Source organism: Thermovibrio sp. (assembly GCA_015488335.1).
Classification (GTDB): domain Bacteria; phylum Aquificota; class Aquificia; order Desulfurobacteriales; family Desulfurobacteriaceae; genus Balnearium.
On record WFNZ01000002.1, the window covers coordinates 1 to 14,342 of the forward strand.

The 14,342-nt window shown below is 43.1% G+C and carries 14 protein-coding genes; 2 read left to right on the forward strand and 12 right to left on the reverse strand.

The features are described 5' to 3' along the window. The 3 genes from F8H35_RS00265 to F8H35_RS00275 form a co-directional block, all read right to left on the reverse strand. On the reverse strand, positions 1-1,685 hold a 1,685-nt coding region (locus tag F8H35_RS00265; RefSeq protein ID WP_472571573.1), incomplete at its 3' end, for an AAA family ATPase. Then, entirely contained in the window at positions 1,682-1,822 is a 141-nt protein-coding gene (locus tag F8H35_RS00270; protein WP_472571574.1) for a hypothetical protein, read from the reverse strand. The genes F8H35_RS00270 and F8H35_RS00265, both read right to left, overlap by 4 nt. Continuing rightward, positions 1,812-3,323: a sodium:neurotransmitter symporter family protein gene (locus F8H35_RS00275; RefSeq protein WP_472571575.1), complete on the reverse strand. Its 1,512-nt coding sequence runs from the start codon at positions 3,321-3,323 to the stop codon at positions 1,812-1,814. Before F8H35_RS00275 ends, F8H35_RS00270 begins: the two co-directional genes overlap by 11 nt. 61 nt (positions 3,324-3,384) lie before the next feature. Here F8H35_RS00275 and F8H35_RS00280 point away from each other — a divergent pair, with 61 nt between their 5' ends. Then, positions 3,385-4,314, forward strand: a complete 930-nt coding sequence (locus F8H35_RS00280) for a radical SAM protein (protein WP_472571576.1) — start codon at positions 3,385-3,387, stop codon at positions 4,312-4,314. Between the two features lie 167 nt (positions 4,315-4,481). Then, positions 4,482-6,851: a BamA/OMP85 family outer membrane protein gene (locus F8H35_RS00285; protein WP_472571577.1), complete on the forward strand. Its 2,370-nt coding sequence runs from the start codon at positions 4,482-4,484 to the stop codon at positions 6,849-6,851. On the opposite strand, the gene F8H35_RS00290 is transcribed toward F8H35_RS00285, so the two are convergent. Genes F8H35_RS00290 through F8H35_RS00330 form a run of 9 tightly spaced genes read right to left on the reverse strand, consistent with a single transcriptional unit; the run spans position 6,848 to position 14,340 of the window. After that, a complete protein-coding gene (locus F8H35_RS00290) occupies positions 6,848-7,834 on the reverse strand; it encodes a DHH family phosphoesterase (RefSeq protein ID WP_472571578.1) in 987 nt (328 codons plus the stop codon). The genes F8H35_RS00285 and F8H35_RS00290 overlap by 4 nt on opposite strands. Then, positions 7,831-8,130, reverse strand: a complete 300-nt coding sequence (gene rbfA / locus F8H35_RS00295; protein ID WP_472571579.1) for a 30S ribosome-binding factor RbfA — start codon at positions 8,128-8,130, stop codon at positions 7,831-7,833. The genes F8H35_RS00290 and rbfA overlap by 4 nt, the downstream gene beginning before the upstream one ends. Further along, on the reverse strand, positions 8,131-9,459 hold the full coding sequence (locus tag F8H35_RS00300; RefSeq protein WP_472571580.1) for a TldD/PmbA family protein: 1,329 nt from the start codon (positions 9,457-9,459) through the stop codon (positions 8,131-8,133). Continuing rightward, positions 9,452-10,057, reverse strand: a complete 606-nt coding sequence (gene thyX / locus F8H35_RS00305; protein WP_472571581.1) for an FAD-dependent thymidylate synthase — start codon at positions 10,055-10,057, stop codon at positions 9,452-9,454. The genes F8H35_RS00300 and thyX overlap by 8 nt, the downstream gene beginning before the upstream one ends. A gap of 33 nt (positions 10,058-10,090) precedes the next feature. Then, complete coding sequence (locus F8H35_RS00310; protein ID WP_472571582.1) at positions 10,091-10,552, reverse strand: deoxycytidylate deaminase; 462 nt, start codon at positions 10,550-10,552, stop codon at positions 10,091-10,093. Beyond that, positions 10,553-10,684, reverse strand: coding sequence for a hypothetical protein (locus tag F8H35_RS00315; RefSeq protein WP_472571583.1), 132 nt, complete (start codon positions 10,682-10,684; stop codon positions 10,553-10,555). 11 nt (positions 10,685-10,695) lie between these two features. After that, entirely contained in the window at positions 10,696-10,845 is a 150-nt protein-coding gene (locus F8H35_RS00320) for a hypothetical protein (RefSeq protein ID WP_472571584.1), read from the reverse strand. Positions 10,846-10,855: 10 nt separating this feature from the next. Further along, positions 10,856-13,534, reverse strand: a complete 2,679-nt coding sequence (locus F8H35_RS00325; RefSeq protein ID WP_472571585.1) for a cytochrome c3 family protein — start codon at positions 13,532-13,534, stop codon at positions 10,856-10,858. Next, positions 13,534-14,340 carry an NHL repeat-containing protein gene (locus F8H35_RS00330; protein WP_472571586.1) on the reverse strand — a complete coding sequence of 269 codons (807 nt, stop codon included), beginning with the start codon at positions 14,338-14,340 and terminating at the stop codon, positions 13,534-13,536. Before F8H35_RS00330 ends, F8H35_RS00325 begins: the two co-directional genes overlap by 1 nt. Positions 14,341-14,342: the final 2 nt, after the last annotated feature.

Below are 14,342 nucleotides of genomic sequence, written 5' to 3' on the forward strand. Positions count from 1 at the left end.
AACCTTGCCTCTGTAAGTGCAGTTTCCCTTTCAATCAGGGAAATTTCTTCCTTTATTTTCTCAAGAAGTTCCGACTTCTCTTTTAGCTCTTCTTCCCTAAATTTAACGGAAGGGATTTTTGTGAGTTCTTCCTGAAGTTTTGAAATCTCCCTTTCTCTTCTCTCCCTTTCTTGGTTCTCCTCCAACAGTCTTTCATAAACTTCCCTTTCCTTCAGAAGCTCACTTTCAGCCTTTTTCAGTCTTTCCTCTACTTCTTTCAGTTTTATTTTCCTTTCTCTTAGCTCTTTTTCAGCTTCGCTTTTCAGTTTTTCCCTCTTTTTAGCAGGAAGTTCTCCACCACAAACCGGACATGAAGAGAGTTCTCTCTGTAGAAGTTTCAGTTTTTCCTCAAGTTCCGATATTTTTTCAGCTCCTTTTTCTTTACTGACGAGTAACTCCTGTACTTCCTTCTCTATTCTCTTAACCTTTTTTTCTATTTCCTCTATCTTTTCCTTTTCTACTTTAGGTATGTTCTCCTTTAGCCTCTTTATCTGCTCTTTTAGAGACTCTTCTTTCAGTTTCGCCTCTCTGAAAGTTCTCTCTTTCTCCTTCAGCTCCTCCACTTCCTCGGTGAGTCTCTTTTTCTGCTCTTTTAACTCTAAGAGTTTCTCTTTTTTCTCGGTCAGCTTTTTCTGGAGTTCAAGGAGCTCCAACTCAAGCTCTTTCCTCAGCTGAATCTGTTGCTTCAAATCTTTTAGCTTTTCGTCTGTTCTCTTTTTCTCGGCCGCTACTAAAAGGAGCTCCTGGGCAACGACGTTTAATTCCTCACAGAACTTCAGTATCTGAACTTCAGAACGCAGTTTGGGTATCTGTTCTTTCTTACTCTCAATCTCTTTCAGCTTTTCTGTAAACTCATCTATCTTCCTTTTTATCTTTTCCCTTTCATTCCTGAGCCTCTCAATTTCATCCTTTAGCTTTTCAAACTTCTCTTTAGTCTGGCGGAGCTCTTCAAAATCTCTTTTTTCCCTCTCTAAGCTCTCCGTAAGTTTTTCTACCTCGTTTTTTAGAGCGTTTATCCTCCTTCTTAACTCTTCAATCCTTCCCTCTTCCTCTTCTATCTCACTTTCTGTACCTTCAAGGAGCAGGAACTTGTTTTCCAGAACCTTCTCAACGGTTTTTAGCTTCTTTATCTCTTCTTTTAGCTCTTCGTGTTTCCTTCCAAACTCCTCAAGGCCTAAAAGCCTGTTGAGTATCTTCCGCCTTTCCTGGGGTCTACCTTTTAAGAGTTCAACGATTTCTCCCTGAGGAACAAAAACCGTATTCCTGAACATATCGGGAGCTATTCCCAATCCCTCAATCACAGTGTTTCTAACTTCTCTTATACCTCTGGCCAGGAGTTTTCCATCTTTCTCAAGAGCAGCTGTGTTCTGTTTCCTGGAGAGGTTCCTTATAATTCTGTATCTGCTTCCCCTGTGGATAAATTCAAGCTCAACGGTAGAAGAATTGGCTTTCCTATTTATCAGCTGGTCTCTGGTGGTTTTATCTTTCAGATCCTCACCAAATAGGGCAAAGAAAATTCCCCTCAGAATGGATGTTTTACCAGATGCATTATCTCCTAAGATAACGTAGGTCTCGTCGTCAAACTCAATTTCTGTTTCCCTATGGGAGAGAAAGTTCTCAAGCCTTAAACTTCTGAGCTTTATCATGTAATTTCCTCTCTCTCCTCAAACGGTTCTTCCTCAACCTTTTTTCCCTCTCTCAATATAACCGTAAAGCAGAAGACAACAAAGCCGAAGATGGTCATCCAGGAAAAGACCATAAACAGTAGAGAACTACCCTTCATCTCTTACCTTCCTCCTTCTGTCAGATAGGTAGACCATAAAGAGTTCAACTGCCAGTATGAATATCATCACAAATCTTGCTATCCAGACCTGTATGTCTGTTGACTCAAGTTTCTGGGGAAGCTGGCTTACCGTCCAGGTGGCGAGGATAATGAAGAGTGCGATTGGCGTAATGTACTTAAGGATGTAGTAGTAAATTCCGGGAACTTTGAAGAGAGCTCCCCTATTTATCTCTTCCCATGCTTTTGAGCTTCCGAAGAGCCAGAAGAAGATAATTACCTCCAACAGGGCGAACAGAACTACGAAAAATGTTCCAGCCCAGAAGTCCATTTCATCCAAGGCCTTGGGCATAAAGATAGGAATTTGGGCGACTAAAAACGCGAAGATGACAGTTACGGTTACTGCAACTTTCCTTGAAAAGCCGAACTCATCTTCTAAGAAGGCTATTATGGGCATTGCTATTGCAACAGATGAGGTTGCACCTGCAAAAAAGAGCAGGAAAAACCAGATAAATCCTATAAAGTCCCCACCTGTCAGGCGGGAAAAGAGAGCGGGAAGGGTAACAAAGGCAAGGTTGAAAGCACCACTCTGTGCTACAGATTGAGCATTCATAACTCCAAAAAAAGCTACAGCTGCCGGGATAGCTATAGAACCTCCCAGTATTACTTCAGCCACTTCGTTCAAAGAAGCTGCAGCAAGGCCGGAAGCTACTATATCATCATCTCTCCTGATGTAAGAAGCGTAGGTGATTATCGCTCCAAAACCAAGGCTCAGTGTGAAGAAGACCTGCCCTGCTGCTGCGAGCCACACTTTGGGGTTTGATAGCTGTGAAAAGTCTGGATACCACAGGAAGTTAAGCCCCTGAACAGCTGTTCCGTACGGTGTTTCTATGAGAATGACTCTTACCATGAGTATTAGGGCCAGGAGGAAAAGGGTAGGCATTGCTATCTTGGCAAATTTCTCTATTCCCCCTCTTATACCTCTATACAGTATGTAAGCGTTGAAACCCACTGTAAGGAGGAAAAACAGATAGGCTGTGGCTGAAGGTCTGGTGTAGTCTTTAAGGAATGCCTCAAATGGTTTAAGGTATTCGTTCTGGGGGAGGTTGGGAGCTGGATGGGGAAGGAGACCTGCTATGGAAAAGAAAGAATAGCCTAAAGTCCAGGATTCAATGTAAATGTAGTAACAGAGAACAACGAAAGGAACGAATAAACCCAATGCTCCTATATATTTAGACACGGGATTGTTCCAGAGGAGTTTAAAAATGGCCGGTGTTGTTCCATGGCCTTTAGAACCTCCGTATCTACCTATTGCCCACTCCGTCCACATTAAGGGTATGGCTATTATCAGCATAGCTATCATGTATGGGATCATGAAAGCTCCACCGCCGTTTTCTGCAGCCTGAGTAGGGAATCGGAGAAAGTTCCCCAGTCCTACTGCGTTTCCTGCCATTGCCAGGATAAGGCCTAACCTTGATCCCCAGTGTTCTCTATACTGGCTCATCTTTTTCCCCCGATTTTGTATAAATTGAGTGTTCGGTAATTTTATACGGAGGTTCTTCCTGATGAAATATATTTTTGGTCCTGTCTTCTCTCGCCGTTTGGGTTTCTCTTTGGGTGTTGACCTTGTTCCCTACAAGGTCTGTAGTATGGACTGTCTTTACTGCGAAGTGGGACCTACAACTGAGAAGACGTTGGAGAGGGCTGAGTACGTTCCCCTTGAAGGGGTTAAGAGGGAGCTCTCCCTGTTCCTTGATTCTTCTCCCGAGATTGACTACATAACCTTTTCCGGATACGGAGAGCCTACTCTCTTTTCCAGGCTGGGAGAACTTATTTCTTATCTGAAAGAAAACTACCCGTCTTATAAGATAGCTCTTCTTACAAACGCTTCTCTCCTTGAAAGGAACGATGTTTTAAACGATGTCAGGGAGGTTGACGTAGTTCTCCCTTCTTTAGATGCTGCCACTCAGGAGGTTTTTGAGAGGCTCAACAGACCTGTTGAAGGGCTAAAGGTTGAAAGTATAGTTAGAGGAATAGAGAGGCTGCTAAAGGAGACCGACTGTAGTGTTTGGGTTGAAACGCTTTTTGTTAAAGGGGTGAACGATTCTCCTGAAGAGATTGAGAAGATAGGGGAGATTATCCATGCACTTTCTCCCCACAAGTGGCAGCTCAACACGGTAGTTAGACCGCCAGCTTATGGTGTTGAAGGCTTAAGTTTTGAGGAGCTCCACCGGATAGCTGAGAAGGTTGGCTACCCAGCTACGGAGATTGTTGCCAGTTCAAAGGCAAGGAAGAGGAAGTTTCCCTTTTTTCAGCTTAAGGAAGAGGTTTACGGAATAGTTGTGAGGAGACCCTGCCCTGTTGAAGAGATTGCAGATGCTCTCGGCGTTTTAACTGAAGAGGTTGAAAAAGCAGTTGAAGAGCTTAAGAGAGAAGGGAAAGTTGAGGAAGTTGTTTACGGAGGGGAGCCATACGTAAAAGGTATTTCTTCTTAGCTTTTCTCTTTTTTTTTCTTCTGTGTAATAGGGCTTTCGGTTTAACAGTTAAAGTTGGTGAGGGTGTCTGTTTTGACAGGACAGTTCTTGAGCAGATAGAAAAAGAGTCTCAAAAGATCTGTTCTTTCTCTGATTGCGCTTCTGTAACTGCTGAACTTCTCAGGAGGTTGGGATATACCGTAGAAGTTAGGGAAGATTCTCTACTTATAAAAGATTATGTTGTTGTTAGATCGGTTGAGTTTTCCGGTCTTTCCGATTTAAAGGATATTGAGAAGGTTGTAAAGTTTCTCCTTTCGGGAAAACCGATTTCTGAGTCCTCGGTTGAAAGCGTTAAGCAGCTCATACTCCTAAAGTTAAAAGCTTTAGGTTTTACCCATGCTAAAGTTTCTATTTCTTTAAAGAGAACAGGCTGTGGCTACATTGCCCTTGTTTCTGTTGAGAGGGGAGCTCCCCTGATATTAAAAACCGTTTTAATAGATGCGCCCTCTCCTTTCAAAGAGCGAGCCTATAAAACCTTTAAAGTCCTTGTAGGAAAACCTTTAAACTACCAAGAACTTCTTAACCTAAAGGATAAGCTTGAGGAACTGTTTGTTAGCTGGGGCTACTATAACTGCAGTATTACTTTCAAAATTGTACAGTCGGGAAACAGTGTTCAGCTTTGCGTAAAAATCAAACCTGGAAAACACTACAGAATAGTTTTTTTCGGAAATAAGCACTTCTCTTCAGATAGGTTAAGCTCCCTTCTCACATTCTCATCTGCCCGTTCCGTTGATGAGTTTGAAGTTGAAAACTCAAAGAAGCGTTTAGAGAAGTTCTACAGAAACCATGGATTTCCTTTTGCTAAGGTTTCTACTACTCTTATTGATAGGGGAAAAGAGGTTACAGTTAAGTTTACAGTAGAAGAAGGTCCTTTCGTAGTGGTGAAACAGTTAAAGGTTAAAGGCATTAATCTGAAAAAGAGAGACTACAGTTTTCTTCTTGGAAAACCCTTCTCTGAAAATGCCGTTAATACTCTTATCCAGTCTATTGTTTCAAAGCTGAAAGCAGAGGGTTTCAGGAGGGCTGTAGGCAGCTATAGGGTGGAGCTCCCGGGAACCTTGTTAATAGAAGTTAATAAAGGGCCCATTTTTAAAGTTATCTCCGTTAAGGTTCTAAAAGATAAGATTAAATGCTTCAGAGGTATTGAAGTTCCTTTTCCCTATACAGAGTTAAACGTTGAGAGGATAACTGGAAAACTCTCAGACTGTTACGCTTCAAAAGGCTATCCAGACGTCAATGTGGTTGTTGAGCCTTTTACTCTATCCGAAGTCCCTTCAGAAGTGGATTTGGAGCTGAGAGTTAGAATAAACTGCGGTAAACGGTATCGGTTTGGGTATGTCATTGTAAAGGGACTTAAGAGGACGAGGCTTTCTGCTGTAAAAAACCTGATTGTATTAAAGCCGGGAGAGTTTTACTCTAGGAAGAAGGTTGTTAAACAGTATTCCCGACTCTTAGACAGCAAACTGTTTTCTTCCGTTAACATTAATGAAGTCCGTTTTGATTCAACTATTTCGGAAATTATAGATCTTAGAGAGGGAAGTTTTCTTAAAGCTAAGGGGTTTTTGGGGTATGGAACCGACTATGGAACTGTGATAAACGGATTTTTGACCATGAATTCCCCATTAGGAATGGGGCTTAAGTTTTTTGTTTTTGGCCGTTATCGTCAAAAAGAGGGGTATGATGCTGTTTTTAAAGTTTTAAAACCGGCTTTTCCTCTTAAAAACTGGGATTTAGGTTATTCTATTGTAAAAAAAGAGCAGATATACGAAAGCTTCAAGTCTGATAAGGTTCTCTATAACCTCTCTTTAGAGAGAAAGAAAACAAAGTCTTTTTCCCAAATTTTTAGATTTGAAGTTTCAAGAGAAACTTTGAGGGATACATCAATCTCTGCAAAACATTTCAGTCTTGAGAGGTGTTTCACTTATCTTCAAACTTACGATAGAAGAGATAGTATTTCAGACCCTAAAAAGGGTTATCTCTCTTATACAAGGTTTTCACTTGCCGGTCTTTTGTTGGGGGGTGATGCTGATTACACTCTTCTTGAGGAGAAATTCCTCTACCTAAAAAGTTTTGGCAGTTTAGTTGTAGCCCTCAGGGTTGGCGGGGGCTTTATCTCTTCTTTGAGAGGATCCTCGGTTCCCATTCAGGATAGATTTTTTTTAGGTGGTGCTGAAAGTGTAAGGGGATACAAATACGGTACTATTTCTCCCACAGATAGGAAGGGGAATTACGTTGGTGGTAAAGCATATGGGCTTTTTAGTTTGGAGCTTCGCCACAGGATTTACCGACAGGTTGAAGGAGCTCTTTTCTACGATACAGGGAGAGTTTTTAGAGAGCCTTCTCGGTTTTCCTTTTCCAACTGGTACTCGTCTGTCGGTTTCGGAATCAGATATCTCACTCCTGTTGGTCCTCTGAGGTTTGACTATGGATACAAACTGAAACCAGTCCCCGGTCAGGGAAGAGGAAGGTTCCACATCTCCTTCGGCTTTCCCTTCTAACTGTAACTCTCGTAGTATGCCTTTTCTAAAGCTTCCTCAAGTGCTTTAAAGAGTTCCTTCTTTATCTCCTCAAGGTTCCCTTCCTTCTCAAATCCGGCCGCCATTTTATGGCCACCGCCTCCAAAGGCTTTTGCAACTTCTGCCACGATCACCCTGCCTTTAGACCTCATTGAGACCTTCCAGTGGTTCTCCTCAATCTCTTTGAAGAAAACGGCAACCTCAACTCCTGCAATTGATCTCGGGTAGTTTATGAAACCTTCGGCCTCTTCAGGGTATGCTTCCGTTTCTTCCAGGAACTTCCTGAACAGTGTTATGTGGGCAACCTTTTCTTTCAGCTCAAAGGCAAGGGTCTTTAGAACCAGCTCTAAAAGTTTCAGTTTGTTTATCCTGTTTCTCTCAAAGATGTTTGTATAAACTTTATAAGGGTCTACTCCGATTTTGAGGAGCTCCGCCGCAACAACGTGGGTTTCAGGTGAGGTGTTTGAGTAGTTGAACCCTCCTGTGTCCGTCATTATTCCGGTGTATACGGGAGTTGCCACTGAAAGGTCTATGAGGCTCTCGTCTATCAGTTTCATTATGTGGTAAGAGAGTTCACAGGTGCTTGATATTTCAGGCTCAACAATTGCATAGTCGGTAAAAGGTTCTGCCGTTATGTGGTGGTCTATAACGACAGACCTCTCTGCAGGTATTTCTGAAAATCCAGTTCTTTCAGGGTCTGAAACGTCTGTAATTATTACCCAGTCAAATTGTTCCTTTATCTCCTCTGAAACCTCTACGTTCTCTATTCCCGGCAGGAAGTCAAAGAAAAAAGGAATTCTGTCTCTGTAAATTATCTTTACCTCTTTTCTCAGTTTCTTCAGGAAGTTGAACCATCCGAGGGAGCTCCCCACAGCATCGCCGTCGGGGTTTTTATGGGTGGTTATTAGAATTTTCCCACTCATATTTTTTATAAGTTCAGCCATCTCCTTTCTATTTAACTTCATAACTCCACCTCTGGATCAATTAAAAATTTGGGTCTTGGAACTGTTCTTATCTTTAGCCTCTTTCCTAAAAGGTGCTGAATGTACCCTGCAGCCCTGTTGAGCCTCTCTACAGCCAGTAAAACGTCTTCCTTTTTCAGCCCCGATATAAACACGTCAGCCCTTGAGCCGTCTTTGGAGAGCTCTACCCGTTTAACAGTTATGAAGATATTTTCAGGTAGATCTATCTCCCGCCTTACAATGTCTGATATCTCCCTTAAAAGTTGAGACTTTAACCTTTCTCTTCTAAACTTTGCCATTTACTCTCCACTTACGGTAAGCTCTTTGACTAAAACAGAGGGGCTGCACACATTACCCATCCATTTCTGGTCGGCCCCTACTTCAGTGATGTTTTTAAGGAGCTCCTTTAAGTTTCCTGCAACTGTCATTCCTGTAACCGGTGTTACTTTTTTCCCGTCTACGTAGTAAATACCACTTATTCCTATAGAAAACTCCCCGGAAATAGGATTTACCGTATGGATTCCCATGGCATCAGTTACAACTATAACCTCTTCCGGTGTTTTTAGCATTTCCTCAAGCCCCAAAGCTCCCCTTTCAACTATCAAGTTTGTAATTCCCGATGAGGGGAGTGATGAAATTGAAGCTCTTATACCGTTTCCTGTGGGTTTCAGACCCAGTTTTTTGGCTGAATACATGTCAACTAAGAAGTTTTTGAGAACTCCCCTTTCAACAACTGCTTTCTTTCTGGTAACAACCCCTTCATCGTCGTAGGGACAGCTGCCAGTTCCGTCTGGATGGTGAGGGTCGTCGTATATTGTCAGTGGATGGTTTGCTATCTCGTGGCTCAGTTTGTCAGCAAAAAGAGATTTTTTCCTTAAAACATTGTTACCCAGAAACGCAGCTGAGAGGGTTTCTATCAGTTCTGCAAAAACATAGTTCTTAAATATTACCGGCAATCGCTTTGTTTTTATTGGTTTTGCTCCTAAGAGCTCTACCGCGTTCTTTGCAGCAGTAACGGCCACAAGTTTCGGATTTAGCTGGTGAAAAAACCTTGAAGATTGGAAGTCCCATCCTATTTGGGAGCTCCCCGGCTCTTCCGCTGCGAGGAGAATACTCAGACTGTAATTAGTTGTCGTATAGGTGAAGTTGTGGTCGTTTGAGTTAAAGTAGTAAACGGTTGTTTTACCGTCTCCATAGGAGGCTTTTCTTACCCTTTTTACTCTGTTATCAAAATCAAGTGCTAAAGATTCTATTTCTTTTGCAAGCTCTATTTTTCTCTCAATTGGTACTGTGTCGTAATCATCATCACTCAATTTAAGGTCTAAAGAGGACTTTTCCGGCATAGAAAAGTTATACTCATCTGGCTCAGAGCACTTTGCGTTTTCCCTGGCACACTCAATTGCTATTTTTATTCCATCGTCTGAAACGTCATTGGTGTAGGCAAATCCCAATTTTCCTTCAATTACAACTCTTATAGCTACACCTTTCGTTTGAGAAGTTTTAATTCTGTCAACCTTCCCCTCTTTTACTTCTATTCCTGTTCCTTCCCCTTCAACAGCATAGATGTCATAGTTTTCAACGCCTAACTTTTTGAGGTAGCTGGCTGTCCTTTCTACTATTTTAAACATCCATTACCTCCAAATTCTTGAAGTATTCCCTTACTTCGTCTGGCTTTCCACAGCTCTTTTTCCCTTCGGTACAGTAACCTAAATAGTAACAGTTGGGGCCTACGCTGTTGAATAGCTCTGGGAATTTTCCTCTAAGTACTCTTAACATTTTGATCGCCATTTTCCTTATTTCCCACTGAGCTCTCGTACAGGTTCTCAACCTCAAAAAGTGAACCATCTCTTCGCCGTTCATCGTAAAGACAATTCTCGTTGAGCAGGCGTTAGGAAGAACAAAACGGGCGTCTTCTTTGGGAGCTCCTCCCTCAACAAATTCCTCGTAAGCCTTGCCTAAGAAAGACATAATTCCTTCAAAGGAGTACCTCTTTCCATCTATCTCAACCTCTAAACCTTTAAGGCTCTCCGGCTCAACATAGGGAAAGTTTTTCATACTTACATATCTCTGGGACTGCTGGCTATAGGAGGCCGGCCTATGCCTCACAAGCTGGTGTGAGCAGGCCCTTGATATCCCGTCAACTAAAAAGGTAAAGGTTGAGTGGCGGAGGAGTTCTTTCTTCTCTGAAAGTTCAGGGTAGTTGTACGAGATAAGAAAAACCTTCAAGTGGAAACCTCCTCTGAATTACTGGGAGAGTAATTATAAATCTTTGCCTTCTTCACCAAACTGAATAAGAGGAAGGTTGGCCTCTTTCGCTATCTCCTTTGCCAGCCAGTCTGGGTACCCCTCTCTATAGATAACTTTTGTTATTCCTGCGTTTATCAACATTTTCACACACAGGGAACAGGGACAGTGGGTGCAGTAAAGGACAGAGCCTTTTGTTGAAACACCATGAAGGGCTGCCTGAATTATTGCATTCTGCTCGGCATGAAGGCCTCTACACAGCTCGTGTCTTTCACCGCTTGGAATTCCCAATTTTTCCCTTAAACACCCAACCTCTTCCGGGTGTTTAAGACCGCTGGGGGGGCCGTTGTAACCGGTTGATATTATTCTTTTATCCTTAACCAAAACAGCTCCAACTTTTCTCCTTAAACAGGTGGAGCGGGTTGAGACCATCTGGGCTATAGACATGAAGTACTCGTCCCACGATGGCCTCGGCAATTAGTGGCCTCCGAATATGTGGTGATAGGCGGTCATTATCAACGTTATGAACATGAATATGTAAAGGATTATCTCAACAGAGGCTATCCACTTTCTGAATCCAAAAATTGTTCTCAGGGCTTTACTGGCCATCTCTTCCTCCGCTATAGCCACATAAAGATGGACTGTGCATACCAGTGGACGAACTTAACAAACCATACTCCCAGTATGGGAAGGAGCAGGATAGATAGAACTGCCGTTAGAACTATCCACGCTTCCTTCTCTATATCCCTGGAGCTTACTTCCCTTGCCATCCTTTACCTCCTACCTGTAAGAGGGCTTCTTGTGGTGAACTTTGTCTGTGTGGAAGAGCTTATACCTGTAGAGTGCGTCAAGCCCGTGACAGTCCACACAGATGCTTCCTTTAAGGTCTTTATTCCTCAAGAAGCTGTTAAGTGCGTTTCCTTCAACAGGCCTGCCGGGAGCTTTTGTAGTCCATTTGCTCCACACGTGTGGGTCGTGACAGGTTTCACAGGTAATTTCTCCGCCAACGTGAACCTGTTTCCCATCTTTAGTAAATATAGGCCAGTCTCCGCTTCTTCCTGGCCTGTCAAAGTTTCTTACAACAACGTCGCTGTGTGGGTGGTAGTAGTATTTCACGATCTTCTTGCTTCCTACGCCGCCCTTGCTGTGGCAGGTAAGGCAGTAGTTGGCCATTTTGTTGTCTGTAATGTTCTTAACGTCTGTAGCCCACAGGAGTTTGTCTTTAGCCCTGTGTGGAACGTGGCAGGCCGAACATACACCATCTTTAAGTACTTCTTCACCTAAAGCATTCTTAAAGTTCTTCTTGACGACCCTCATATCGTGGTCTGTTCCAACTACTCTTCCCTCTGTTGTGTGGCAGGCCGTGCAGAGGGCGCTGTCTCCTTCAACTGTATACCTTGTTAGTCTCTTTCTGTCAGCTCCGTTGTGTGGATCGTGGCAGGTTGCACAGTCCATTATTCCGATTTCACCCTTTTTAGCAGGGTGGCCAGTCATCTGGTTTATGAGAGGAAGTCTTGAGTTTTCTATCATTGAGAGGTTCTTCTCAGTAACTTCACGTCCCATTGGGTGGGTGAACTTACCTATTGTCTTCTTTTCAGCCAACTTACCTTTTGCGTGGCAGGAGAAACAGAGTTTTTCTCCTATGGTTTCACCCTTACCCGGTTTCCTGTTCCAGAGGACTTTAAACTTCGGATTGTGTGGAGTGTGGCAGGCGGAACAGTTACCAAACTTAATCAGTTCTTCTCTCTGTTTTCTCGTTAGCTTAACGTCAGGGTTGTTTAGCAGGTCGTGGGAAGTTCCCTTAAGGTTTTCATCGGTATGGCAGGTTATACAGAGTTCCGAGTTGCCTTTTACAGGAATTCTCAGGAGAATTTCTTTATGTGTATGTGGGTCGTGGCAGGTTGCACAGGAAACCTTTTTACCCGGTAATTTATCTGTTGGGTTCTTAACACCAACGGGGTGTTCGTTGAAAACGCTCTGCTTGATTTTGTGTTTTGCCATTCCTTCAGGGTCGTGACATGCTAAACAGAATCCGTCAACGGGCGGTTCCATAGGTGAGGTTTCACCGTAAACAACCCTTGAAAGGTATCCACCTTTTGCCTTGTGGACGTTGTGGCACGCCGCACAATCTCCCCGCTTCCATCTTTTCTTATCAATCTCTCCGTGAGGACCGTTCTTAACGTCTGCCTCTTCCCTGTGGCATGTGTAACAGAGCTTCAGTCGGGGAGCTCTTAAGAACTTACCCTTTGGATTGTTGTCAAAGGAATGGTGTGGATCATGGCACGTTGTGCAGGCAAGCCTCTTTCCAGGAAGTGGCAGTTTCAGTTTTATCTTCTCTTTGAGCTCTTTACCTGTTGGGTGGGTTAGCGTTCCAACTGTTTCAATCTCTTTTCCGTCAACTATGTGGCCAGGATAGTGGCAGGAGAGACAGAGAATATCTGTTTGACCTTTGGCTTCAATTAGTGCTGCATAGTCAAAGGCATCTTCAGGTATAGACCTGCTCCAGAGTCTCCTTCCTTTAGCCTTGTGGGCTACGTGGCATGTCTTACAGGAGTTTCCATCTACATTGTGCTTTGTCCTGAGAACGGCCTTTTCCTGAATGTGGCAGAGAATACAGAGCTTTTTCTCTTCTGCAACTAAGAGGTGTTTGTTTTTCTCTTTGTGAACCTTGTGGCAGGTCATACACTCCACAGAGGATGTAATAGCCTTTTTCTCTTTGAAAACGGATATTTCAGCTCCCTTTGGAAATTTCTTATGTATCGGGTGGTTCCTGAAGTTGGGGTGCTCTTTGGAGTTAACGTTTTCAATATGGCAAACTGCGCAAAGCTGAGACCTGTCAACGGGCTCAATAAGGGACTTTTTAGCCCTACCCCTGTGGGGAGAGTGGCAGGATTCACACTGAACTTCTCGGTTTTTTGTTATCTTTCCACCTAATTTTTCAATTTCAAGAGCATATTCTACTTTTAGTTTGTCTTTTGTATCCTTTAAAATCGGGTGGTTCATGCCGTGTTCAGCATTTTCCTTGTGGCACTTCATACAGAGGGCGGAGTTAACGTTTGGCTCCCTCATAAACGTGTAGTCAAGCTTCTTCTCGCTACCCGTTTTTGTGTGTGGTGTATGGCACGTTCCACAGTAGAGTTTCCCGTTCAAAAGAGGAAAACCTTTGGGCATTTTGAAGTCTTCCGGGACTTTCTTATCCACAGGGTGAGAGAAGTGTTTAAAGCCTAAAAATGTAAGCCTGTCGTCGGCCATTGAGCCGTCGTGACAGGAGAGACACATTAACCTGTTGGCAGCTGTAAATGACTCAGTAGTTAGAAGTTTTGGAGATTTAACCTTTGCCTCAAGGAGCCAGTTTTCATGGCAAACCAGACACTCTTTCTTCATACTCTTTTTGAGCTTTGCCTCTGAAACTCCCGGAACGATTAAAACGCTTAAAAGGACAAGAAGTGATTTCCTCATTACTTGACCCCTTGAATCTTAAATGTAAGGACTCTGTTTTTCAGAGGTTCTAAGACGAAAACCTCTCCTTTGTAGCACGCTACTGCTGTGGGATAGTAGAGTCCTTTCGCCAGAACTTTTTCAAAACCACCGTAGATGTCAAAAAGCTGAACTGCTCCTGTAATGGCGTCTGATACTGCAACCGTTCCGTTTCCGCAGTATGCAACGCTCTTAGGCCTGAAGAGGTCTCCTTCCTCTATTCCAAAAACTCCGAAGCTGTTTACGTAGTTGCCGTCTTTATCAAATTCCTGTATTCTTGCGTTCACTGAATCAACAACGAAAACAAGCTTTTTAGAGCTGTCTGCCATGAAAATTCCCACGAAGTTTCCGGGAGCACTTCCCTTTCCTCCTACGCTCTTTATGATTTTTCCGTTTAAGTCGTATATGTCTAAAGATTCTGTTTTCCCGTCTGTAATAAAGAGTCTGTCTTTTAATTTTGCTACATCAATTGGTCTTCCCTTCAGGCTGAAGGTCTTTTCAATATCTCCTGTTTCGTCAAGAACGTAAAGTTTCCCTTTCTGGCTGGTTACGTAGAGCAGGCCGTCCTTTGCCGCTATTCCAAATGGGGAGTCCAGTTTGATGTCTGTAAGGTGTTGACCGTAGAGGTCGTACACTGCTATTCTGTTGTTGAGTCCATCTACAACATAAAGCTTCCCGTTTGAAACGGCTATGTCAGAAGGGAACTTCCAGTTTCCCTTTATCTCTCCTGATAGAGCTCCCAAGGAAGTTGCTATTAAAAAGATGATAGCTATAGCGAATTTCCTCATTA

Bases quoted from the DNA above. Each gene is read 5' to 3' on its own strand.
- F8H35_RS00270 (WP_472571574.1), bottom strand. From the start codon at position 1,822: ATGAAGGGTAGTTCTCTACTGTTTATGGTCTTTTCCTGGATGACCATC.
- F8H35_RS00275 (WP_472571575.1), bottom strand. From the start codon at position 3,323: ATGAGCCAGTATAGAGAACACTGGGGATCAAGGTTAGGCCTTATCCTG.
- F8H35_RS00280 (WP_472571576.1), top strand. From the start codon at position 3,385: ATGAAATATATTTTTGGTCCTGTCTTCTCTCGCCGTTTGGGTTTCTCT.
- F8H35_RS00290 (WP_472571578.1), bottom strand. From the start codon at position 7,834: ATGAAGTTAAATAGAAAGGAGATGGCTGAACTTATAAAAAATATGAGT.
- rbfA (WP_472571579.1), bottom strand. From the start codon at position 8,130: ATGGCAAAGTTTAGAAGAGAAAGGTTAAAGTCTCAACTTTTAAGGGAG.
- F8H35_RS00300 (WP_472571580.1), bottom strand. From the start codon at position 9,459: ATGTTTAAAATAGTAGAAAGGACAGCCAGCTACCTCAAAAAGTTAGGC.
- F8H35_RS00315 (WP_472571583.1), bottom strand. From the start codon at position 10,684: ATGGCCAGTAAAGCCCTGAGAACAATTTTTGGATTCAGAAAGTGGATA.
- F8H35_RS00320 (WP_472571584.1), bottom strand. From the start codon at position 10,845: ATGGCAAGGGAAGTAAGCTCCAGGGATATAGAGAAGGAAGCGTGGATA.
- F8H35_RS00325 (WP_472571585.1), bottom strand. From the start codon at position 13,534: ATGAGGAAATCACTTCTTGTCCTTTTAAGCGTTTTAATCGTTCCGGGA.
- F8H35_RS00330 (WP_472571586.1), bottom strand. From the start codon at position 14,340: ATGAGGAAATTCGCTATAGCTATCATCTTTTTAATAGCAACTTCCTTG.